The 23,394-nt window shown below is 37.9% G+C and carries 18 protein-coding genes and 1 pseudogene; 17 read left to right on the top strand and 2 right to left on the bottom strand.

Features of this window, described 5'->3' with window-relative positions:
* Window positions 1–123 precede the first annotated feature (123 nt).
* The 9 genes from AC3WR0_RS13750 (at window position 124) to ppdK (ending at window position 10,881) form a co-directional block, all read left to right on the top strand.
* Complete coding sequence (locus tag AC3WR0_RS13750) at window positions 124–1,422, top strand: sugar efflux transporter (RefSeq protein WP_492552848.1); 1,299 nt, start codon at window positions 124–126, stop codon at window positions 1,420–1,422.
* Window positions 1,406–2,398 (top strand): L-glyceraldehyde 3-phosphate reductase, encoded by a 993-nt coding sequence (gene mgrA, locus AC3WR0_RS13745; protein ID WP_492552847.1) that lies wholly within the window; start codon window positions 1,406–1,408, stop codon window positions 2,396–2,398. Before AC3WR0_RS13750 ends, mgrA begins: the two co-directional genes overlap by 17 nt.
* 226 nt (window positions 2,399–2,624) lie before the next feature.
* Window positions 2,625–3,440, top strand: coding sequence for an MBL fold metallo-hydrolase (locus AC3WR0_RS13740; RefSeq protein ID WP_492552846.1), 816 nt, complete (start codon window positions 2,625–2,627; stop codon window positions 3,438–3,440).
* Between the two features lie 12 nt (window positions 3,441–3,452).
* Window positions 3,453–4,208: an exodeoxyribonuclease III gene (locus AC3WR0_RS13735; RefSeq protein WP_492552845.1), complete on the top strand. Its 756-nt coding sequence runs from the start codon at window positions 3,453–3,455 to the stop codon at window positions 4,206–4,208.
* An 86-nt stretch (window positions 4,209–4,294) separates the two neighbouring features.
* A complete protein-coding gene (locus AC3WR0_RS13730) occupies window positions 4,295–5,752 on the top strand; it encodes an FAD-binding domain-containing protein (protein ID WP_492552844.1) in 1,458 nt (485 codons plus the stop codon).
* A gap of 241 nt (window positions 5,753–5,993) precedes the next feature.
* On the top strand, window positions 5,994–6,338 hold the full coding sequence (locus AC3WR0_RS13725) for a hypothetical protein (protein WP_492552843.1): 345 nt from the start codon (window positions 5,994–5,996) through the stop codon (window positions 6,336–6,338).
* 372 nt (window positions 6,339–6,710) lie between these two features.
* Window positions 6,711–7,361, top strand: coding sequence for a transcriptional regulator CcpN (gene ccpN / locus AC3WR0_RS13720; protein WP_492552842.1), 651 nt, complete (start codon window positions 6,711–6,713; stop codon window positions 7,359–7,361).
* Window positions 7,362–7,387: 26 nt separating this feature from the next.
* Window positions 7,388–8,191, top strand: a complete 804-nt coding sequence (locus AC3WR0_RS13715; RefSeq protein ID WP_492552841.1) for a pyruvate, water dikinase regulatory protein — start codon at window positions 7,388–7,390, stop codon at window positions 8,189–8,191.
* A 14-nt stretch (window positions 8,192–8,205) separates the two neighbouring features.
* Complete coding sequence (ppdK, locus tag AC3WR0_RS13710; RefSeq protein WP_492552840.1) at window positions 8,206–10,881, top strand: pyruvate, phosphate dikinase; 2,676 nt, start codon at window positions 8,206–8,208, stop codon at window positions 10,879–10,881.
* Window positions 10,882–11,040: 159 nt separating this feature from the next.
* Here the strand turns inward: ppdK and AC3WR0_RS13705 are convergent.
* Window positions 11,041–12,430: pseudogene (locus AC3WR0_RS13705) on the bottom strand (transposase).
* 500 nt (window positions 12,431–12,930) lie between these two features.
* Here AC3WR0_RS13705 and AC3WR0_RS13700 point away from each other — a divergent pair.
* The 8 genes from AC3WR0_RS13700 (at window position 12,931) to AC3WR0_RS13665 (ending at window position 22,470) form a co-directional block, all read left to right on the top strand.
* Window positions 12,931–15,483 carry a DEAD/DEAH box helicase gene (locus AC3WR0_RS13700; protein WP_492552839.1) on the top strand — a complete coding sequence of 851 codons (2,553 nt, stop codon included), beginning with the start codon at window positions 12,931–12,933 and terminating at the stop codon, window positions 15,481–15,483.
* 139 nt (window positions 15,484–15,622) lie between these two features.
* Window positions 15,623–16,012, top strand: a complete 390-nt coding sequence (locus AC3WR0_RS13695; RefSeq protein ID WP_492552838.1) for a phasin family protein — start codon at window positions 15,623–15,625, stop codon at window positions 16,010–16,012.
* An 11-nt stretch (window positions 16,013–16,023) separates the two neighbouring features.
* Window positions 16,024–17,700 carry an ABC1 kinase family protein gene (locus AC3WR0_RS13690; RefSeq protein ID WP_492552837.1) on the top strand — a complete coding sequence of 559 codons (1,677 nt, stop codon included), beginning with the start codon at window positions 16,024–16,026 and terminating at the stop codon, window positions 17,698–17,700.
* 163 nt (window positions 17,701–17,863) lie between these two features.
* Window positions 17,864–18,646, top strand: coding sequence for a DUF4240 domain-containing protein (locus AC3WR0_RS13685; protein ID WP_492552836.1), 783 nt, complete (start codon window positions 17,864–17,866; stop codon window positions 18,644–18,646).
* Window positions 18,647–18,773: 127 nt separating this feature from the next.
* Window positions 18,774–19,121, top strand: a complete 348-nt coding sequence (locus AC3WR0_RS13680; protein WP_492552835.1) for a PadR family transcriptional regulator — start codon at window positions 18,774–18,776, stop codon at window positions 19,119–19,121.
* The gene (locus tag AC3WR0_RS13675; protein ID WP_492552834.1) at window positions 19,102–19,740 is read left to right on the top strand and encodes an HAAS signaling domain-containing protein; all 639 of its coding nucleotides are present in this window, start codon (window positions 19,102–19,104) and stop codon (window positions 19,738–19,740) included. Before AC3WR0_RS13680 ends, AC3WR0_RS13675 begins: the two co-directional genes overlap by 20 nt.
* Window positions 19,741–19,817: 77 nt before the next feature.
* Window positions 19,818–21,275, top strand: a complete 1,458-nt coding sequence (locus AC3WR0_RS13670; protein ID WP_492552833.1) for a DUF4153 domain-containing protein — start codon at window positions 19,818–19,820, stop codon at window positions 21,273–21,275.
* Between the two features lie 70 nt (window positions 21,276–21,345).
* Window positions 21,346–22,470, top strand: a complete 1,125-nt coding sequence (locus AC3WR0_RS13665) for an HAD family hydrolase (protein WP_492552832.1) — start codon at window positions 21,346–21,348, stop codon at window positions 22,468–22,470.
* A 50-nt stretch (window positions 22,471–22,520) separates the two neighbouring features.
* On the opposite strand, the gene AC3WR0_RS13660 is transcribed toward AC3WR0_RS13665, so the two are convergent.
* Window positions 22,521–22,796, bottom strand: a complete 276-nt coding sequence (locus AC3WR0_RS13660; protein WP_027320693.1) for a YqhV family protein — start codon at window positions 22,794–22,796, stop codon at window positions 22,521–22,523.
* Window positions 22,797–23,394: the final 598 nt, after the last annotated feature.

The raw sequence follows: 23,394 nt of genomic DNA, 5'->3' as shown, positions 1-23,394 counted from the left end.
AAACTGGCCGGACAAAACCTATGAGACTTGGCAGTAGTTAGTCTGTGGAAAGGGAACTGATTCTAGTGAATAGAAGTTTAACAGAGTCTAAAAATCTTATAATAATACCTCTTGATTGGACTGATGATGGAAATGAAGAATAAGGCTATTACAGCCGCAAGGGAGAGAATGCTTTTTGTCTGGAGGATACCCTCTTTTCCGGTCCTGTTTTTAATAAATTTTATTCTTGGGCTCTCCTCATCCTTTTTCGCACCTTTTTCTTCTCTATTTGGAATAGATGAAGTAGGAATGAGCAATGTTGGGTTTGGAATCTTTATGACAGTTACCGCCCTGGGCGGAGTAACTATTAGCAGTTATATAGCAAAATTGTCTGATACGAGTTTAAGCAGGAAAAAGATCATGGTTCTTGCAACCTTTGCAGGTATAATTGGATACACTTTATATGCTTTTTTAAGGAATTACTATACATTAGCATTAACCGGTTTTTTTATCCTAGGAGTTACCGGGGCCGCTGTTCCTCAATTATGGGCATATGCTAGGGATGCGCTAAAACAAGCGAATATACCAAGCACAGACACGCCATTTATAATGAATATTTTCAGGATGTTCTTTGCACTCGCATGGACTGTAGGGCCTGCACTCGGTGCCTGGCTTCTTCAATTGATTGGTTTTAAGGGACTTTTCTTATTTGTTGCTTCTGGATATTTACTAGTATTTTTGACAATTACTTTTCTGTTAAAGGATTTGTCTGCTCAAGAAGTTACAATTGTAAAGACTCCGCCGCTATCAGTAGGGAATTATGTAAAGAGACCTCAAATATTTGCTTTCCTTGCTGCGACTTTCTTGCTATCGTGTGCTATCTCAATCCATATGCTGAACGTCCCTCAGTTTGTCACAAAGGTTTTGCATGGAACTGAGATGGATGTAGGGATGGTTTTTAGTGTTCCCCCGGTTTTTGAGGTTCCATTAATGATTTTGATTGGAATTTGGGCAACAAAAATTGATAATAGTAAATTGATAAAAATCGGCTTTGGAACTGCCTTTGTTTATTTCTTATTATTTGGATTCGTTAAAGAGCCGTGGCAAATTTATCCGCTTCAGCTATTAAGTGCGGCACAGGTTTCCATAACTGGCGGTATAGCCATATCTTATTTTCAGGATTTCATTCCGGAAGCACAGGGAACAGCAACAACACTTTATATGAATACCACTTCAATTGGATCAACACTTGGGTTTTTACTATTCGGGATTATTTCAGAGATATTTAGCTATGGAACTCTGATTATATTTTATACCATCTTTGCCGGGGCAGGTTTATTGTTTCTGATATTGGCGGGGAAAAAAAGGCCCAATACCGCAGCCTTGGCTACAGAAGAACAACAAATTAAGAGGGAGAGTGTAAAAAATGGTATATCAAGCTGAATCAAATCGTTACAAAACTATGAAATATAACCGAAGCGGGCGTTCAGGACTTCGTCTTCCTGCCGTTTCCTTAGGACTTTGGCATAACTTTGGCGGTGTCGATACCGTTGAAAATGGCCGTGCAATGTTAAGAAGAGCTTTTGACTTAGGAATTACTCATTTTGACCTTGCGAATAATTATGGGCCTCCTGCCGGTTCTGCTGAAGAAATGTTTGGACAGATTTTAAAATCAGACTTTGCTCCATATCGTGATGAGATGATTATCTCAACTAAAGCAGGATACTATATGTGGCCGGGCCCATATGGAGAGTGGGGCTCCAGAAAAAATCTAGTTTCAAGTCTTGACCAAAGCCTCAAACGCATGGGCCTGGATTATGTAGATATATTTTACTCTCACCGTCCGGACCCTGAAACACCGCTGGAAGAGACGATGGCAGCCTTAGATTCGATTGTCCGCCAGGGTAAAGCTTTATATGTAGGAATTTCTAATTACAGTGCAGAGCAAACAGCAGAAGCGATTAAAATCTTAAAAAAACTGGGCACTCCATTATTAATTCATCAGCCAAGCTATTCTATGTTTAATAGATGGATAGAGAATGGTTTGCAAGATGTACTGCAGGAAAATGGTGTAGGTTCAATTGCTTTTAGTCCGCTAGCACAAGGCATGTTAACGAATAAATACTTAACAGGCATTCCAGCAGATTCGCGTGCTGCAAAGTCTACCGGATTCCTAAAAGAAGAACATGTGACACCGGAAGTTATCAACCGCGTTCAAAAATTAAACGAGATAGCAACTGAACGGGGACAAAGTCTTTCCCAGATGGCTCTTTCTTGGGTTCTAAGAGGCGAAAAAGTAACGTCTGTTCTTATTGGTGCAAGCAAAGTAAGCCAGATTGAGGAGAACGTTAAGGCACTTAATAATCTTGATTTTTCAGAAGAAGAGTTAGCAAGAATTGAGGATGTTTTAAAAAGTTAACTAGCATTCCCGCTATTAGAAAAACTTGGCATTCGCCAAGTCCTTTTTGGCGGATGCCTTAGTTTTGCTTATGCGTTCAGAATTTATGGATATAAATTCTGATTAGCTTAAAAAGGCTCCAAGCGGAAAATTCCGCATGGAGCTTTTCATTTTTACTAGCCAAAAAGTAAGCAAAAGGACTATCTTTCCGTTAAAATAAAGAAAAGAGTACGGGAGAGGGGATCGTATGATTTTATATAAAGATAACCATACATTAGTAATCCAGAGTTCACTTTTTCAGACAAACTCCACAGTAATTGAAACGGAAGACTTTATTCTTGCTGCTGATCCATGCTGGCTTCCGGAGGAAGTTGAATACATCCGCAGATATATCGATGAAAGAAAAGGGGATAAACCTTTTTATTTGCTTTTTACTCATTCCGATTATGACCATATTATTGGGTATAAAGCATTTCCAGGGGCAAAAGTTATTGGAGCTGCCAATATGATTGGGAATCCAAAAAAGGAAGCCATTCTTGAACAAATAAGGGAATTTGACGATTCCTACTATATAAAAAGAAACTATGAAATTACTTATCCAGAAATTGATTATAAGGTAGAAAAAAATAAGCAAACGTTAAAGCTCGGAAAATACACCTTTACTTTTTATATGGCAAACGGGCATACAAATGATGGGATATTTACGTTAATTGAACCTCTTGGCATATGGATTGCGGGAGACTACTTATCTGATATTGAATTTCCCTATATTTATTCAAACAGTAGGGATTACGAAAAAACTCTTGAAATAGCATCAAAAATAGTAAAACAATATAGAATAAAGCTTTTGATACCTGGCCATGGTTCAGTAACAGGTGATTCTGAAGAAATTGAGAAAAGAATCAGAGACTCAAAAGAATATATTTCAAAAACCCGCCAGTTAATGACTGAAAATAAAGAGCTGGAAACTTATTCAGTTTTGAATCATTATTCTTTTCCCAGGATTATGAAGAAATTTCATGAAGGTAATGTAAATTTACTAAAGAAAGAAATGGGTATATAAGAGGAGAAGAAAATGAAGATTGTATCATGGAATGTAAATGGATTAAGGGCCTGTTTAAAAAAGGGCTTTATGGATTATTTTTCACAAATTGATGCTGATATTTTTTGTTTGCAGGAAATTAAGCTCCAGGAAGGCCAGGTTGATTTGGCAATTGAAGGCTATGATCTATTTTGGAATTATGCAGAGAAAAAGGGTTATTCCGGGACCGCGGTTTTTTCAAAGAAAAAACCTCTCTCCTGGAGACGCGGAATGGGAGAGGATATTCCAGACCCTGAAGGCAGGGTACTGACCCTTGAATTCGATTCCTTTTTTCTTGTAAATGTATATACTCCAAATTCACAAAGAGATCTTGCAAGAATCAGCTACCGGCTTGAATGGGAAGATCAGCTGAGACAGTATCTTGCCGATTTGGATAAGCAAAAGCCTGTTGTTCTTTGCGGTGACTTGAATGTTGCCCATAATGAAATTGATTTAAAAAACCCTAATTCAAATAAGGGTAACTCAGGCTTTACGAATGAAGAACGAGGAAAAATGACAGACTTGCTTGGGACTGGTTTTATTGATACCTTTAGGCACTTTTATCCTGAAAAACAAGGTGCATATACCTGGTGGAGCTATATGAGCAAGGTAAGGGAACGAAATATCGGGTGGCGTATTGACTATTTTATTGCCTCTGAAAGATTATCAGATTCTTTAATTGATTCCCAGCTTCATTGTGATATTATGGGCAGCGATCATTGCCCGGTTATGCTTGAACTGAACTTGTAATAGTATAAAGCCGCCGACAGCGGCTTTTATCTTTAAATTATAAAAAATAACAATAAGAAAATTCTGCTGAAAGGAAGGGGACTGGGATGAATATTGTCTGGTACAGCCGGGATCTAAGACTATCGGATCACAAACCCCTTTATGAGGCATCGAAGCATAAAGATGTATTGCCTCTTTATGTAGTTGAACCATCTAGATGGAAACAAGATGACTTTTCGGCAAGACACTTTCAATTTATTTTAGAAAGCTTGGGAGATTTAGAAAAAAGCCTGAATAATGTTGGTGGTAGTCTAATTATCACAGTAGGAGAAATGGAAGAGGTACTCGAGAACCTTAAAAAAGATTACGGATACTTTGGTTTTTACTTTAATACTGAAGCTGGCACTTCGTTTTTAGACGAACGCAATAAAAGGATTAGAAATTGGATGGCTGCTAATCAAATGCCCATATACGAGTTCACTGATTTCCCCTTAGAAAATGAAATAGTAACAAAAACAAAATACAAAAAATGGTGGGAGGCTTTTATAAGTGAGGCCACTTTGGAAACTCCCAAAAACATTCGCTTTGTGAAGGATTATAAGGAACCTTTCTTTACGGGTTTAAAACGTCTTGAATCTATAAAAATTAATGGGTTCAAAATAAGGTATGGCCAATTAGGAGGAGAGAGCGTCGCTTTTGATTCTTTGACCTCCTTTCTCGATGAAAGGCATGAACATTATCTTGAAAATTACAAAAAGCCGATACAGTCTTCGTTTTCATCGAGCAGAATTTCACCCTATTTGACATGGGGGAATATCTCATTAAGAACGATTGTTCAAAAGACCGAAGAGAAAAGAAAAAGCTTAAATGATGAAAATGCAAAGGTTCAGATGAAAGCCTTTTTAGACAATCTATTTATACGAAGTTATACAATGGATGTTTTATCGAAGAAAAATAGTAAAATAAATGCTTCGACTGATTTTAACTTTGATCATATACGAGCAAAAGATGAACATAAGCTTGAACTTCTTTTTACGGGCAAGACTGGAATACCAATTATAGATTCTTTGATGAGGAATTTGGAGAAAACAGGCTGGCTTCCCTATTATTTGCGAGTTCTTGTAGCCTCCTTTGCTGTGAATACATTATTACTAGATTGGTATAGCTTTTCGATTCGATTTGCAAATCTGCTGCTTGATTATGAACCAGCCATCCATTTTTATCAAATGGAACTGCTTTCTGGTATCCTGGATAAAAAGTCTATTAAAATATTGGACCCTGTTAAACTTGGAAAAGAAATTGATAGAGATGGCACCTTTATTAAGAGGTATGTTCAAGAGCTTAAAAATCTTCCAGCCGAATATATTCATGAACCATGGCGGTTCCCGGGCTTTTATCAATTGGGATACCCAACGCCAATTGTAGATGCTGTAAAAGAAAACAAACGAATTAAAGAGATTTTAAAATGTTATAAGAGTAATGAAACAATTAACGCGAAAAAGTCTGATAAGACCGGCAAAAAAGGTGATAACTTTGTAAGTGAACAACTGTCACTAGATTTGTAGGATCTATTATATCCTGTTGGTTATACGTTGCATTGTTGCTTTTTTTATAGCATCTTGATTGAAGCGGAATACGAGCACCTGAAGACGAAAATAAAAAGCCACCCCTAACATAACCACCCATTTTCGTAAAGATACCATTTGTAAAATAATTACCAATAGTTACCTCCTAATGGATTAGTTTATGCAAAAAAAAATGTGGGTAAAAATTAGCATCAACAGGTTTCCTAAAAGGAGCGGCATTATGAGGAATACAATTGCCGGCATTTTTCATTCAGTTAAGCAAACTGAAGATGCCATAGACCATTTATTTTCAGAAGGGTTTCGACCGGAAAATATGACGGTCTTTACCAATGCCAAAGAATATAATCCGCTAATTTTTCCCGCTGTCCCTGTTATCCAGGTTTCAAATCAACACAATGACTCTATTTGTGAAACGATTTTGGATATTGCTTCAGAAGATATGCTTGAAAGTGAGCTAGTGGATACAATCAATGATAAAACAGAAAAATATATTTTATTACTGGAATATGTAGATTTAGATGCCAATATGATAGATAACTTATCCCCCGAACTTAACTTTATATAAACGAAAAACCGGCCCTTGAGCCGTTTTTTTTTTGCCAACTAATTGGCGAAAAAACCTCATATCCTTTAAATTCATACTTTCAAACAAAATACTGTCCTTGAATAAACCATTAGTGAAGATTTTTGGACTCATAAAAACTTTTTGATTGGAGCAAATACGAGCTTTGATGCGAAAATCAACAGGCAAATAGAACATAAAACCCATTTTTGGTGAAGCTCCGAAATTAATCAACTTTCTTTTTCTTGCTTCCAAAAATTATAATGTTATATTTTTTTGAAAAAAGGCAAGCTTATTGTTCCGTTTTAAGCATTAATGTTATATACTATATCTTAATTAGGATAACACAATTGAATATATAGTATTACATATTTTATGGGGAATAAGGTGGTGGTTAAAATTAAATTAACAAAACGCCAGGAAGAAATTCTTCAAATTGTTAAAAAGGAAGGGCCGATTCCCGGGAAGGAAATTGCCGATAAGCTTTCTCTGACACGGGCAACCCTAAGACCGGATCTTGCTATTTTGACAATGGCTGGTTCATTAGAGGCTAGACCGAGAGTCGGATATTATTTAAGTTCCGAAAAAACAATGAAAATGAAGGCCGCCAAGTATTCTTCAAAACTAGTAAATGATTTCAAAGCTCTTCCTATTGTTATCAGTAAATCAGCTTCTGTTTACGACGCTATTGTCCAGCTTTTTTTGGAGGATGTAGGTACATTATATGCGGTTGATGATGAGGGAAATCTTGCAGGTGTTATCTCGAGGAAGGATTTAATCCGAGCAGCTATAGGTAATAAAAATTTAAATGAATTGCCAGTGAATGTAATCATGACTCGTATGCCCAATATTGTTACCATTTCACCAGAAGAAACATTACTTGCAGCAGCTAACAAGCTTATCAATAATCATATTGATTCTTTGCCGGTAGTCAGGGAAAAAGAAAGCACGCCTCATACATATGAATTAATAGGCCGTGTGACCAAAACGACAATTACCAGAGCGTTTCTAGAATTGTTTGAATGATAGCAGCCAAGGGAGTGGGGGAAATTTTGTTTCAGAAAGAAGTAGTTTATGTTGTATCAGATTCTGTTGGGGAGACAGCTGAATTTGTAGTAAAAGCTGTGGCTACCCAATTTAACGGGGGCCATGTTGATATCCGCAGAAATTCCTATGTTGAGGATACGGAAGACGTCGAGGATATTATTTTAATTGCCCGCCAGTCCAATTCACTTATTGCTTATACAATTGTTGTTCCTGCTTTGAAGGAATATCTTGATAAGCGTGCAAATGAGGAAGGAATTATTGCTGTTGATTTGTTAAATCCATTAATGGACGCTTTTATGAAACGTTTCAACAAAGAGCCAAATCATCAGCCGGGTTTACTTAGAAAACTTGATGAAGATTATTTTCGTAAGGTTGAAGCCATTGAATTTGCTGTTAAATATGACGACGGACGAGACACGAGAGGCATTTTTCGGGCCGATATTGTCCTAATTGGAGTATCGAGAACCTCCAAAACACCTTTATCCATGTATTTGGCCCATCAGCGATTTAAGGTGGCAAATATTCCACTTGTTCCAGAAGTCCCTCCACCTGATGAGCTTTACGAAATCCCAAGGAGCAAATGTGTTGGACTCATTATTTCCCCTGATAAATTGAATGAAATTCGTACAGAACGGCTAAAGGCTCTTGGTCTAACATCCCGTGCCAATTACGCAAGCTTTGAAAGAATACTGGAAGAATTGGATTATGCCGAAAAAATTATGAAGCGGGTAGGCTGCCCGGTTATTAACGTTTCCAACAAAGCAGTAGAAGAGACAGCAGGGTTAATTCTGGAAATTCTTAAAAAATGAGAGGAGCTGCAGACATGAAGAAATATGTATACCTATTCAATGAAGGAAACAGCGGTATGAAAGAACTTTTGGGAGGTAAAGGAGCAAACCTTGCAGAGATGACAAACATAGGCCTTCCAGTTCCCTTCGGCTTTACTATTTCAACAGAAGCCTGCAATGCTTACTATGAATCTGGTAAAACCATCCCTGATAAGGTTATTGATCAGGTTCTCGAATCTCTAAACAGTCTTCAGCAAAAGACTGGAAAAAACTTTGGTGATCCATCAAACCCCCTCCTTGTATCTGTCCGTTCAGGTTCCGTTTTTTCAATGCCAGGAATGATGGATACCATTTTGAATTTAGGAATGAATGATGAAACGGTAGAAGGTGTAGCTGAGTTAACGAACAATCCACGATTTGCCTATGATTCCTACCGAAGATTTATCCAAATGTTTTCCGATGTAGTACTTGATGTGGATGGTTATTATTTTGAGCATTTTCTTGAAGAAACAAGAGAGCAAAAGGGCTATTCCTCCGATCCTGAAATGAATGCGCAAGACTGGAAGGAAATCATTGATGGCTACAAAGCAATTGTTAAAAAACATACAAGAAAATCATTCCCTCACGATCCAAAAGAGCAGCTATTACTTGCTATTAATGCCGTATTTAATTCCTGGAACAATCAGCGGGCGATTGTTTACCGCCGCTTGAATAAAATTCCAGACCATCTTGGTACAGCTGTAAATATTCAAAGCATGGTGTTTGGAAACATGGGTAATGACTCTGGTACAGGAGTTGCTTTTACACGTGACCCATCTACTGGTGAAAAAACACTTTATGGTGAGTACTTAATCAATGCTCAGGGGGAAGATGTGGTAGCGGGAATTAGGACTCCTCAGCATATAAGTACATTGAAAAATGAAATGCAGGAAGTTTTCAGTGAATTTTCTGAAACGTGTGACCGCCTTGAACAGCACTATAAAGATATGCAGGATATCGAATTTACGGTTGAGCGTGGTAAGCTATTTATTCTCCAGACTCGAACAGGTAAAAGAACTGCCCAGGCTGCAATTAGAATAGCAGTAGAAATGGTCGCAGAAGGAATTATAGATAAAAAAGAAGCTCTCCTAAGAGTAGACCCTGATCAGTTAAATCAGCTTCTTCATCGCAGAATAGATGATAAGTATGAACGAAAGCAGATTGCCAAAGGTCTTCCTGCCTCTCCAGGTGCTGCAACTGGCCAGGTTGTTTTTGATGCGGATGAAGCTGAAGTACTTGGAAATGAAGGCAAGAAAGTTATTCTGGTACGTCCTGAAACAACTCCGGATGATATCCATGGAATTATTGCCGCTCAAGCCGTTGTAACTAGCCGCGGCGGCATGACCAGCCACGCTGCAGTAGTAGCAAGAGGAATGGGAAAAGCATGTATTTGTGGATGTGAATCTTTAAAAATTGATCTTCGCTCAAAAGTATTCAGCGTAGGAGACACACTGGTAAAGCATGGGGAGATCATTACCATTGACGGAGCGAGTGGTGAGATTATGCTTGGTGATATACCAATGATTGAACCTGAGCTTTCTGCGGAATTTCAGCAGCTTTTAACATGGGCAGATGAAGAGAGAGACCTAGGTGTTCGGGCGAATGCAGATAACCCTGAGGATTCAAGAAAAGCATTTGAATTTGGCGCAGGGGGAATTGGCCTTTGCCGAACTGAACATATGTTTATGGATGCTAAACGTATTCCTATTGTTCAATCGATGATTCTTGCAGAAAATTACGAAGAACGTAAAACCGCACTTGACCAGCTGCTTCCTATGCAGCAGGGAGACTTTGAAGGAATATTTGAAGCGATGCAGGGTCTGCCTGTTACCATTCGTTTATTAGATCCTCCTCTTCATGAATTCCTCCCGGATAAAGAGGAGCTCCTCGTTGAGGTAACAAAGCTTCAAATTACTGATCCACATTCATCCCAATTAAAAGAAAAAGAACAATTACTTAAAAAGGTTCGTCAGCTTGATGAATTTAATCCAATGCTTGGACATCGGGGCTGCCGCCTGGGAATGATTCATCCGGAAATCTACGCCATGCAGGCAAAAGCAATTTTTTATGCTGCTGCACAAATGTCTAAACAAGGTTTGCCAGTAAAACCGGAAATTATGATTCCTCTTGTTGGACATGTGAATGAACTCAGAGATATGCGTAAATTGGTTATCCAAGCTGGCAGACAAGTTAAGGAAGAAACAGGTGTGGAAGTAGCATACACAGTTGGAACAATGATTGAAATTCCACGCGCCGCTTTAACTGCTGATCAAATTGCAGGGGAAGCAGACTTTTTCTCCTTTGGTACGAACGATTTAACTCAAACTACGTTCGGTTTCAGCCGTGATGATGCTGAGGGGAAGTTCCTGCAAACCTATATAGAAGATAAAATTCTCCCTGAAAATCCTTTTGCAGTATTGGACCAGGAAGGTGTAGGCCGCTTGGTTGAAATGGGAGTAAAGCTTGGCCGTCAGACAAAACCTGAGTTAAAGACTGGTATATGTGGCGAGCATGGCGGAGAAAAGGCTTCTATAGATTTTTGTTACCGTACAGGTTTGGATTATGTTAGTTGTTCTCCTTACCGTGTGCCGCTTGCCCGCCTTGCAGCAGCACAGGCAACCATTCGCCATGGAAAAAGAAATAGAGAAGAAAGCTTTCTATCAGTGAATTAAAGCTTAAAAAGCCGTCCCGGGGATCCGGGGCCACTGAAAATCTGCCGATTTTATAGACCTTCATTGTTCTTCTGAAAGATTACAATTGAAAAAGCCGAACTTATTCCATATTTTTGGAATAAGTTCGGCTTTTTTCTTGTTTTCAGGTCTCTTTTCACTCTATTTTAATCCCATTAACTTCAGTATCCTTTTTAGATTGACCGTAAAAATGGCCATGGCACCTTGTAATTCCATGCCAATTAGATCCGAGGATGTGGCTACGTCATACCCGTGTCTGTGTTTTAACTCGCTATTCTTTGCCTCGATTTTATACCTTTCCCTGGATTTCTTCTTGAAGTACTCACTTTCCTGAAACTCTGTCTGATCTGAGTGTTCAGTTGATTTCAAGGTAACCGAATAGGTTTTGCTTTTCGCCCCTTCTTTATAACAGCCCTCCCTAAAAGGGAAAATCTTGCATTTTTCAATGTCAAAAAAATAGGTATCCGCCTGGTTCTTTCCGGTGTTTTTCTTTCCTTGGCGAGCCTTCCTGGTTGCCAGGTGGCCTGCTTTACAGACATACATCCCAGCGTCCTTTTTGAATTCGAATTCGTCTTCTTTCGCACGTGTGCCTTGAGTAACAACAGGGTTTAATTTGGCGACTAACTTGATTTCGTTTTTCTTACTGTAATTAATGTTCTCTTTTTCTGAATACGCTGCATCGCCAATCACTGCTTCAACTTGGATTCCTGCTTCTTCACTCTTCTCAATCAGGCTTTGAAGTTGTTTGCCATCATTTTTCTCGCCTGTCGTAATGACGGCCGCCGTAATTATACGTTCCTCGCTCATCGCCAAATGTGTCTTGTACCCAAAGAAAGAAGAATCTGCCGTCTTATGTCCCACTTTTGCATCATGGTCCTTTGAACATTTGAGTTGTTCGAGATCATCAGCGACCGTTTCTTTCAACAGGTTCAGCTGTTCCTTTACGGCGGGGTATTGAAGGAGGGTTTCTTCCTTTTCAATAACTTCAATGAGTTTCTGTGAATACGAAATCTCATCCTCCAAAACATCGGTCTTTGTCTTGGAAGGGAATTTGGATTTCATGGATTCATCGATTTGGTAAATCGCCTTCCTGAGCTTCTTTGAACGCTCAATCAGGACTTCCTTCGGTTTCAACTGGTTGTAACGGCACTGTTTTATTTATAAGCAAATCCAGGAGGTTAATATCCATCAATCTCAATTTACGGAATTTGGTAAGGGAGTTCGGGTTTATGACTTTCTCTTCTGGAGCCATGTCCAGAAAATATTTGAAGGACATATCATATTTTGAACGCTCAACGATATCCACGTCCGAAAGGTCGTGGACTGTTTTTAAAAATAGGTATTTGAACATGCGAATAGGGTCGATTGCGTTCCTGCCATTATCAAGGCAATACTTATCCTTGAGCTCTTCATAAACAAAGGTAAAGTCAACAAGATCATTAATCCTGCGCAACATATTATCCTTTGGCACGATTAGATCATAGAGTCCCATATAAGGACTTAGTTTGATTGATTGTTGTATTGGCATCATTGGAACCACCCGCTTCAACTAGATTATCTCCATTATAAAACAAAAAACGGCCAAATCCCCTTCAAATATGTAAGGGATTTGGCCGAACTAACTCTTTGGATCAAAGTTATTAGCACAAGGTTGATTGGAACGGAAGGTGCGAGACTCCTGCGGGATTAGCGGGACAGGTGAGACCCCGCAGGCGCTTTAGCGCTGAGGAGGCTCACCGCACGCCCCGCGGAAAGCGAAGCATCCTGGAGTGGAAATCAACCGGCCAATTTAACAAGGCAATATTTTAAGGACTTTTTCAGTGGCCTCGGGGATCCGGGGCGGCTTTTAGCATGAAAAAAGCAATCCATAGCAATAAAGATTTGTCCCTGAACCAGTCTCAAACACAGCTACAAAGATTTAAGATTTTTTAAGGAAGCATCACTTTAGTATGTTTATTCGTTTATTTTGTGTAAATTAAAAAGAGTAGCAGAAAATAATCGTAATGAATTAAAAAAATGAGGGACTATTACATGGGTAAATTAGAAAGCATATATCCGCTCGCTGTCGAGCATACAAAGAATAAAGTGATGCAGGATGTCGCACGGTACCTTGAAGATAAAGAAATAATGCCTTCCTTCGAGCAGTATTTAAGGGAAAGGCAGGAATACATAAGTCAGATATGGATCAATGTATGGCTCAATAAAGTGACAAATGATATTCCGCGCGATGAAAAAAAATTATTCTTAAACGAACGGGGATTTGAAACAAAAGATGTAAACAGAAAACTGATTAACCAATTGTTCCGAACTGAGATGAGAGAATATAATCCGTTTAATGCTTCTGCCTGGCTGGAGGATAAGTTTTCTGAAAAGGAAGAAGAGTGGCAGGATAGATTTGAAAGATCGAGAGAAATTTACTTTAAACGAATTGAAATGGAACATCTTGCAGATGAAAGACGCCGGACGACAGAAGAAATTCTTTCATTTATTGAGGATTATATTGAGGAGAACTTGGATGTTCTTTACTTACGTGTTCGTCACTTTATTGCAGGGAAATTAAAAAATGACTTTAGCGAAAAAACGAAATACCGTCAAATTGATACCTTTGCTCTTGAGGAAAAACTTACGGAAGAAGGTTCATTCAATCCCAAAGATTATTCGACTCTCTCCGGTTTTTTTGACGACCTCACGGGAGATTTTCACAGGACTAATCATCATGGACGCAGTTATTTTGAATACGAGACTTATTATGACATCTATCAACGGTATGTTTTTGATTATCTCTATGATGATGTTCCGGATAGCCTTTTAGAAAAGATTAAGGAACGCTTTGAGTACTATGATGATGAAGTCAAGCCACTGATAAAGGACGAAATAAATGAAGAAGTAGTTGATATGTCTGCTTCTTTCTTTAAAGAATTAAATGAGGAATACATTTCCGATCTATTGAGCCTTGCGGAAATCCCTTTTGAAGCTTCCCAGCATCAGGAGATTTTTGAAAGAGACGTGGCAGCCAGAGAACAGAGAAAAGCAGAAGAACAGGCAGAAATGGAAAGAAGAAGGCTTGATGAGGCCCGGATGCTGGACGATATCTTTGGACAGGAATATACGCCTTCAATAGGACAACAAACAAAATATATTTTGCATTTAGGTGAAACGAATACAGGTAAAACTTATCATGCACTTGAAAAAATGAAAGCGGCTGAAAGCGGTCTTTATCTTGCCCCTCTTCGCCTTTTGGCTCTTGAGGTTTACGATAAGCTTAATGAAGAAGGAACTCCTTGTTCATTAAAAACAGGTGAGGAAGAAAAAGTCACAGAAAATGCAAACCATATCTCCTGTACAATCGAAATGTTTCATGAAAAGGATTTTTATGAAGTTGTCGTTATTGATGAAGCACAAATGATTGCCGATAAAGATAGAGGCTATTCCTGGTACAAGGCCATTACAAGAGCAAAAGCAAAAGAAGTTCATATTATCGGAAGCAAAAACGTCAGACATATGCTCTACGAGCTATTAAGGGATGTTGAAGTAGAAATAAATGAATACAGCCGTGATGTACCGCTCGAGGTGGAATCCAAAGAATTTAAAATTGGCCGTGTGAAAAAGGGTGATGCTTTAATTTGTTTTTCCCGTAAGAGGGTTCTTGAGACTGCTTCCAGGCTGCAGCAGGACGGACGTGCAGCCAGTATGATCTATGGAAGTATGCCGCCGGAAACACGTAAAAAGCAAATTAAGCAGTTTATAGATGGTGAAACGACTGTTATCGTTGCAACAGATGCGATTGGTATGGGTTTAAATTTGCCGATTCGGCGAATTGTATTTTTGGAAAATGAAAAGTTTGATGGAACTAGGAGAAGAATCCTTACGTCCCAGGAGGTTAAACAAATAGCCGGGAGAGCGGGAAGGAAAGGAATTTACGATATAGGCCGGGTCGCCTTTACTGCTGATATTAAACGAATGAAGCAGCTCCTTGAGCAGGAGGATGAGCCCGTCCAAACCTTTGCGATTACTCCGACTAGCGAGATGCTGGATCGTTTTCAAAACTACAGCAGGGATTTGGGAACATTTTTTGACCTGTGGAAAAAGTTTGAAAGTCCAAAGGGAACAAAGAAGGCGCCGTTAACGGAAGAAAGGGAGCTATATGAAATTATTAGGGATACCGAAATAGAGGCAAGATTGTCCTTAAAGGACCTTTATTCCTTTCTGCAGCTTCCATTTTCCTCAAGGGAACCATCCCTTATTAGGCAATGGGAGGAAACTATTTTGGCTATTGTTTCCGGAGAGGAAATCCCAGAACCCAAAATTAAAAGTAGAAATCTGGAGGAGCTGGAGCTTTCGTATAAAGCAATCGGGCTCAATCTCCTTTTCCTGTACCGTTTAGAAAGGCGAACAGAGGCAGTTTATTGGGAGCGTGTTCGTGAAGAACTCAGTGACAAGGTTCATGAACGACTTAAAACCGATGTTAAAAACCTAAGTAAGAAATGCAAACGCTGTGGGAAAAAGCTGCCATGGGAGCATAAGTTTCCTATCTGTGATGCGTGCCATGAAACGCAAATGAGAAGGTACAGCCGATCATACTAACTTTTGCAGGATAATATATTGAACAGTTAACGGACTCCCCCATCGTGGGTGAAGTCCGTTTTTTAGTTTCTCTAAATAAGGATAATCTTTATTTCTTTTGGGTATGGAATACTATTGAAGAAATGAAGGAGGAACGAAAATGAATGATTTTTTAAAGAATGGGTTTTTACTAGGTATTGGAGCCGCTATTATGGGAAAAGAAAAGCTCGAGGATAATATAACAAAACTTGTTCAGAAAGGTATGATGAGCCAAACTGAGGCAGATTCAATTTTTAACGAGTTTTTAAAAAAAGGACAGGAAAAGAGTAACAGCTGGAACGAGGATTTTCGCAGCAATATAAGGAACCAATTAAAGGACTTGGGATTTGTAACCCGTGAAGAACTTGATTTGGTTAGAAACGAATTGAATGCATTAAGGGAAGAAAACTTAAAGAATAACGACAACAACAAGCCGCTCACTGACTATCAGGATTCTCTAAATGGGGAAAAGCCCGTAGTTGATCTTGAAAAAGATGATAATGAATTTTAACAGGTGATGGAGTGATAACGGATCGTTTGCGAAGATTGAATAGATATAGAGAGATAGTTGCCATTCTAGGTAAGTATGGATATGGCTTTTTAATAAAAGATATTGGATTAACCGACCTTTTATCGATTAAAGATAGGGTAAGAACGGGATTATCTGATGAAAATGCACAGGAAATGGGAACAAAAATCAGGGATTTGCTCGAGGAGCTGGGACCTACTTTTGTGAAACTTGGCCAGCTCCTTAGTATTCGAAGCGATCTGCTGCCAATCGAGATCCTTCGACAGTTAGAGAAGCTTCAGGATGAAGTAACATCTGTTCCAGTAGATGAAATAAAGGAAAAAATAAAGGCAGAACTGGGAAAACCGGTTGAAGAACTTTTCCATTCGTTTAACGAGGAATGTATTGGAGCAGCATCTATTGGCCAGGTCCATGAAGCTGTTCTGCAAACAGGTGAAATGGTTATGGTCAAGGTTCAAAGACCTGGGATCAGAAAAACGGTATATACAGATCTTGAAATTTTAATGGATTTGTCTGGCCTAATGGAGACCAGGTACGACTGGGCTAAGGATTACCACATGACCGAAATGATGGAGGAACTTTCAGACTCGATTAAGAATGAATTAGATTATATGGAGGAAGCTCGTAATACAGAGTTGGTTCAGCTGCAATTTGACGGGAATGATTCCTTTAGAGTTCCGGACATTTATTGGGATTATACCACTTCAAACATCCTTACCATGGAACGGATGAATGGAATTAAATTGACTGACCTTGGTGAAACTAACCTTTCCAAAGAGGAAAAGAGAAATGTTGCTGACTTGTTAGTCGAAGCTTTTGTGACTCAAATTTTAAGAGAAGGTTTTTTTCATGGCGACCCGCACCCGGGGAATCTTCTGTATAACCATTCTAAGAAGCAATTAGCATTGATTGACTTCGGACAAATAGGCCGTCTTTCCACGGAAATGAGATACAATGTCACTTCATTAATGATTGGTTTAATGAATGAGGATACCGACACGGTAGTTAAAGCAATGTATGACTTAACTGATGTTCCTTCCAATGTAGATGAAAAAAGGTTTTATGATGATATTTCAAGAATCAGCAAAAAATACAGTCATGTTCCTCTTGGTGAAATGAATTTTGGCATGACAATAAATGAATTATTTGCAACTGCACAGGAACATAGAATCAGGATACCCAAGGATTTTCTTATGCTTGGAAAAGCCCTCATTACAGTAGAAGGAATTATTTCTGAAATTGATCCTTCTCTTAACCTTTTAACACTGGCTAAACCTTATGGTGAACAATTGGTAAGGGAAAGATATGATCCAATTAAAATGGGAAAGAAGCTATTTAAGAATGCTGAAAACCTGTCCGATACCTTATTTAAGCTTCCTGGTAAAATAGAAGATGTAGTGGATAAAACGGCTGAAGGAAATTTAAAGGTTGAAATTTCACTCTCAGAAATTGGTGAAATTTTTAATAAAATAGACAGAATCAGCAATCAGGTTTCATTCAGTTTAACTTTGCTTGCATTTAGCATTGTAGTCCTGGGCCTAATCGTTGGGGCTACATTTGGTACAAACACTTTTATGACAAGCATTCATGCTTTGGAAATAGGTTTTGCTATTGCATTTTTAATGTTTATATGGATTATTTACTCCATCTTAAAATCAGGGCGTTTCTAAAAGGAGGACAAAGGGGGATTTTCCTCCTTTTCTATTCGTCCTAAAACCAATAGGAGATTTTTAAAACATTTATTCTAAACATGTATAACAAAAAATAGTTTTAGTAATAGAAATTATTTATAATTATCTATATTAATGAAATTGCCGGAGGGGTTGAACAGCCATGGAAACTCTGCTTGTATATAAGGGTGAATCTTCAGTTAAATTTTGGAAGATATTTGTACTGGACAATACATATACCGTTTCTTTTGGAATTGCGGGAAAAGCAAAAGCAGTTCAAACCAGGGTATTCGAATCCCACCATTACTGCAAAAAAGAAGCTGAAAAATTGGTCAAAATTAAAATGAAAAAAGGTTATACACCTCTCAGGTTCAATGGTTTAATGGTCAAGGCCAGTCCAATTACCGAAGAATCCTTCTGGGAATTGATTAATACAGCAAAGAAAATGGGAAAAGAAGTGATGGACCAGGTTCGATGGATTGTGCTCCAATTATCTAAAAAGCCGATCAAAGAAATCGTTAAATTCGATTCTATATTGAACGGATACTTGAAAAAATCTTATACTGCCGATATATGGGCTGCTGCTACTATAATTATGGGCGGCTGTAATGAGGACCGTTTTGAATATTTTCGCGCTTGGCTCCTATACTTAGGTAGGGAAATATATCAGGATGCTATTAAAAACCCTGAAACTTTAATACCTTTTTTGAGAGAAATAAAAAATGACATCCCTCAGCTGGAAGAATTAACTTTTGCTGCTTCCTGGGCTTATGAGGAGAAAACCGGTCTCGATGATGGAAGCTATTATGATTTATACGAGCATCTTGCCGGTAATATGGCTAACCAAAACTTACTTCAAATGGTTTGGAACATGGAGGAGTCAGTTTTAAGCAAAAAATTTCCTCGGCTTTGGAAACTATATGGCGAAAACCCATTGGAATATTAATTATTAGTGAAGCACTTTAATCTGTTTGATTAAAGTGCTGTTTAATTATTTTAAAAATTTACCTTTACAATTTTTTACCAAGTGTTTAAAATGAGTATATACCTAAAAAATCTAGGTAGGTGATCACATGTTTAATCGGGAATTAGTAAAAGGCAGTACCTCGCTTATTATGCTCCAGTTATTAAATGAGCGGGATATGTATGGCTATGAATTAGTAAAAGAACTAGAAAAAAGAAGTGATAATGACTTCAGTGTTAAGGAAGGAACCCTTTACCCGGCACTTCATAAGCTTGAAAAACAAGGATATATCGAGTGCTATTGGAAAGAGCAGGAAAAAGGCCCGGCTCGTAAGTATTACACTATTACTTCAGAGGGCAGAGATCTATTAGATGAAAGAACCCGTGAATGGCACGATTTTGTTCGTGTTATGAATAAAGTGATGGGGAGAAAGCAAAATGGAACAGCCGAAGAGTAGATTTTTGGCGGAACTTGGTGAAGGTCTGGGAAATCACCGTGAAAAGAACCATATATTAAAAGAATACGAACTGCATTTAGATGACCTTTTGGTTGAATTCAGCCACCTTCAGGAAGAGCACGAAATAAGAAAGCAACTAGAGAACCGCCTTGGCAGTCCCCAGGAAATAGCAGCAATATGGAAAGATGAACTTTCCGTTACCCCAGGTAAAATGAAGTGGTTATTTTTCTTCCTGAATATCGTTTTTTTTACCGTAGGAAGCCTTTTGACATTGGTTCATAATCTTTATGAATGGACGTGGCTGAAGGAGATCTGGGGTCATATAACTGCAATCCCAATTGTTATTGCGTTCCTATATTTATTCTTTTGGGTTTTACTTGGCTATGAGATTGGCAAGGGATTTGGTTATAAAGGAAAGAGGCTTTTAAAAATCACCTTTTTACTTTCGCTCATCCCTAATATGATCTTAATGGCATTGACCGTTTTTAAAGTCTTTCCGCATGAATGGTTTGCTCCCTTGCTTACCAGACAATTTATTGTTATATGCATACTTTTTACTTTAATTTTATACCCTGTTTCTTTTATCGGTTATAAATGGGGAAAAAAAGCTTCTTTATAAGCTTTTTTTTGCAAACATACAAAGAAATTCTATGTATATAGAAAAACATTGCTTTGAATTAAAAGGAGGTTACTTTTATGGATGTGAAAATGGGTAAAAATGACTGGGTTTTCTTCATTATCTGTTTGGCGGTTGGGGTACTTGCGGAGGAAGCTTTTTTCAGAGGGCAAATTGGCATCTCTTATCCCATATTTATAACTGTGTTTTATTCCATGTTCTTTTGGCGTTTTAGAAGAATTTCTTTTTCTCATCAAAGGCTTGGATCTTTACTACTTATTTGTATATGGGTATTAGCTTTTGGATACTTTTTGTATGACAATATGGTGTTTTATACTTTAAATATCATTGGGCTTCCTGTCTTGGTTGTCTTTCACCTTGTTTTGGTTACCAGTCCTAAAAATCTTATCTGGAGTCGTCCTGTTTTCCTCTATATTATTATTATTCGACTTTTTGAGTCTGTTAAATATAATTTTCAATGGCTTCTTTCCGGCCGGGAATTTATGAAAAAAGGAATAAGTGAAAAAAAGTATAATATCTGGAAAAAGGTCTTGATTGGTATTGGTCTTTCTGTTCCGCTTTTATTTCTTGTTTTAAATTTACTGGTTTCAGCTGACAGACAGTTTGAGCGGATCATCGGAAGGCTTCCTGAACTGTTTAATATTTTTAATGCCGAAAACATTTTTCGAATAATCATCTGTATTTTCTATGCATTAGTATTTTTCGGTCTGATTCAGGTATTGCTAAAAAAGAAATTACAAATAACCAACTCTACCTCGGTGAACAGCTTAATTAACCTTGATTCAATCATCGCCATGACTGTTCTTGTTTTAGTTAACGCGGTCTATCTATTGTTTGTAGCTGTTCAGTTTAAGTACTTTTTTGGGGGATCGCTTCAAGGTTCTTATACTTACGCAGAGTATGCACGGCGTGGCTTTTTTGAGTTACTGGCTGTCACCATCATAAATCTGACGATTACTGTAATTGTATTATCATTTGTTAAGCAAACACCTGGAACAGGAAAGAAATTTATTCAATACCTGCTTAGCGTACTTGTTCTATGCAGTGGAGTTCTTCTAAGTTCAGCATTTATGCGCATGCTGATGTACGAGGAAGCTTATGGCTTTACCTTCACCAGAGTTCTTGTTCATTCTTTCATGATTTTTCTTTTTGTTATTTTCCTTTATACGCTAGTAAGGATATGGATGGTTAATTTATCTCTTTTTCATTTCTACTTTATTTCTGCCCTGGTTTATTACACATCAATTAATATCATTAATTTAGACAAAATTGTAGTAAAGGAAAATCTGAAACGATACGAAGAAATCGATAAAATAGATGTTTATTATCTCAGCAGCCTTTCTGATACTGGAACTCTGGCTCTTATAGACCTTTATAAAAAGAATCCGGAGTGGCACGGACTAAGAGATTTGCTAAAAGAAAAACAAGCCTTTTATAAGAACGAAGAAAGAAAATGGCAATCCTTTAATTTAACAAGGGAGAGGTCCTACCAGGAATTAAGGAAATTAAAGTTTTAATAAGATGATATAAAATTCCCCTTTAACATGTTAAACTAATAAAAAGTTTTCCGAAAAAGGGGCTGAGATTTTGATTAACACAATTATTTTTGATGTAGATGGCGTTCTCTTAAGTGAGGAACATTATTTCGATGCTTCCGCTTTAACTGTTTGGGAAATGCTGTTAAGCAGCAACTATTTAGGATTGAATCCAGATCACTTTAAAACTAAGCTTACTAATGAGGAAGTATTCGAAATCCGTAAAAATGTTTTTCAGAGAGATGAAATACTAAAATTCTTAAAGTCACGGGGCCTTAATGCTAACTGGGATATGATTTTCCTTACATTTTCCCATCAGCTCATTTATCTTTTATCACAAATTAAGGATGAATCCGAAGAAATTTCAAATTCGATAAGCGGCGAAATAAACCGTGAAAAATTACGTAAAATTGGCATCATTCTTAACGATTATAAACTCAAAATTGATTTTTCTCTCTTTATTGAGGACTTTAGAAAATCAGAGGGAGGAAAAGAAAATCTTTTTAAATTTCTTGATCAGCTAGCTTTTGAAAAATTAGGAGTTAAGACAGAAATATTTCAAAGTAAAGGCGAACTCTGGTCTGTTTGTGAACATGTATCCCAGGAATGGTATGTTGGCGATAGTAATGTATTGGCTTCAACAGGAAGGCCTTCTGTCCAGAAAGGGAAAAAGGGATTTCTTGAGGATGAGAAAACACTCGCACCATCCGACAAGGTTCAAGACCTATTCGCATGGCTATTAAAAAAAGGTTTATCCATTGGGGTGGGGACAGGGCGGCCAAATCTTGAAACTATAAAGCCTTTTGAACATCTTGGATGGAAACAATATTTTAAAACTGATCATATCATTACGGCAGACGAGGTATTGTTGGCACAGAGAATTGTAAAAGACGAAAGATCTCTTTCAAAACCACATCCCTACACTTTTCTTCAATCCTTCTATGGAAAAGGGAAACCTGCCAAGGAATGCCTTAATATGGAGCTTCCGATTACTGCAGGAAAAGAAATATTAGTGGTTGGTGATTCACTGGCTGACCTTTTAGCGGCAAGGGAAATGGGCGCTGTATTTGCTGCTGTGTTAACGGGGCTATCCGGTAAAAATGCCAGACAGGAATTTGAAAAACATGAGGCAGATTACATACTTGATTCTGTTCTGGACCTAAAAGAGATTCTGTAATATAAAGACAAAGAGGGCCAGTTAGCCCTCTTGTGTTCTCTGTCCGATTTTTATTTTGACCTTACTCCATAGAAGATAAAACCAACTCCTACTAATACCCATAATAGCTTGCTGTAGGAAACCTTATCCACTAGGCCAATTAAACCAATTGTGGTTGTAGTAATTAATACTACGGGACCAATCAATGCAAGTGAACTGTTTATTAGAAGGGCTCTATTTAAATCCATAAACTTTAGCATTAACAGTCCCGCAATAATTTCAATCGTACCAGATGTTAATCTTAAAAGAGCCATCCACAGAACTGTTTTATCAATTAAATGAAACATATTTACCTCCCTATCGAAGCGACTCACGAAAAATATATGCGGGGACAGGGGAAAATAGGACAAGGAATTCGAACCTTAAGTCCCATTAAACAAGCTTCATATTTCCATATTTTACATTCCAACTCTTGTTGACTTTTTATCTTAATAATTATAAGATTACTTAGCTGTCTCGAATAACCACTTTTGAGAAGTTGACAGAGGAGAAATGTTTTATCTTTAATAAGTTCCTTACAATAGAATACAAATCGCTTATCCTTATTTTTTTCTAAAGTTTCTTCGCAGAAGTTGACACTTATGAAATTGTGTGATAAGATAATACCTGTCGCTGACTTATTAACTTCCTTATTTTTAAGGGGTTGACGAAGTTAGTAACTTATTATAAGATAGAAAAGTTCTTTTGGAACTTTATAAACTTTGCGATGCAACCTTGTATTGCTCCTGCGCCAGCGCGTATTCGAAGTAGAATATGTTCAGCTCGTCGCAAGGCTGCAATGAGGATGAATCATAGAAGTTTCCCTTGCTCTTTGAAAACTAAACAAACAAAGCGTGAACAAACAAACAATAACATGATGAACTTGTTTCATCAGCCAACGTAACT

This window comes from Neobacillus sp. FW104-15D2 (assembly GCF_058790155.1).
Note: the sequence above shows the minus strand (reverse complement) of the source record. Positions and strands in the feature narration are given on the sequence as shown.

Excerpts from the sequence above, each read along its gene's own strand:
- AC3WR0_RS13750 (WP_492552848.1), top strand. The coding sequence starts at position 124 with ATGATGGAAATGAAGAATAAGGCTATTACAGCCGCAAGGGAGAGAATG.
- mgrA (WP_492552847.1), top strand. The coding sequence starts at position 1,406 with ATGGTATATCAAGCTGAATCAAATCGTTACAAAACTATGAAATATAAC.
- AC3WR0_RS13740 (WP_492552846.1), top strand. The coding sequence starts at position 2,625 with ATGATTTTATATAAAGATAACCATACATTAGTAATCCAGAGTTCACTT.
- AC3WR0_RS13735 (WP_492552845.1), top strand. The coding sequence starts at position 3,453 with ATGAAGATTGTATCATGGAATGTAAATGGATTAAGGGCCTGTTTAAAA.
- AC3WR0_RS13730 (WP_492552844.1), top strand. The coding sequence starts at position 4,295 with ATGAATATTGTCTGGTACAGCCGGGATCTAAGACTATCGGATCACAAA.
- AC3WR0_RS13725 (WP_492552843.1), top strand. The coding sequence starts at position 5,994 with ATGAGGAATACAATTGCCGGCATTTTTCATTCAGTTAAGCAAACTGAA.
- ccpN (WP_492552842.1), top strand. The coding sequence starts at position 6,711 with ATGGGGAATAAGGTGGTGGTTAAAATTAAATTAACAAAACGCCAGGAA.
- ppdK (WP_492552840.1), top strand. The coding sequence starts at position 8,206 with ATGAAGAAATATGTATACCTATTCAATGAAGGAAACAGCGGTATGAAA.
- AC3WR0_RS13700 (WP_492552839.1), top strand. The coding sequence starts at position 12,931 with ATGGGTAAATTAGAAAGCATATATCCGCTCGCTGTCGAGCATACAAAG.
- AC3WR0_RS13695 (WP_492552838.1), top strand. The coding sequence starts at position 15,623 with ATGAATGATTTTTTAAAGAATGGGTTTTTACTAGGTATTGGAGCCGCT.
- AC3WR0_RS13685 (WP_492552836.1), top strand. The coding sequence starts at position 17,864 with ATGGAAACTCTGCTTGTATATAAGGGTGAATCTTCAGTTAAATTTTGG.
- AC3WR0_RS13680 (WP_492552835.1), top strand. The coding sequence starts at position 18,774 with ATGTTTAATCGGGAATTAGTAAAAGGCAGTACCTCGCTTATTATGCTC.
- AC3WR0_RS13675 (WP_492552834.1), top strand. The coding sequence starts at position 19,102 with ATGGAACAGCCGAAGAGTAGATTTTTGGCGGAACTTGGTGAAGGTCTG.
- AC3WR0_RS13670 (WP_492552833.1), top strand. The coding sequence starts at position 19,818 with ATGGATGTGAAAATGGGTAAAAATGACTGGGTTTTCTTCATTATCTGT.
- AC3WR0_RS13660 (WP_027320693.1), bottom strand. The coding sequence starts at position 22,796 with ATGTTTCATTTAATTGATAAAACAGTTCTGTGGATGGCTCTTTTAAGA.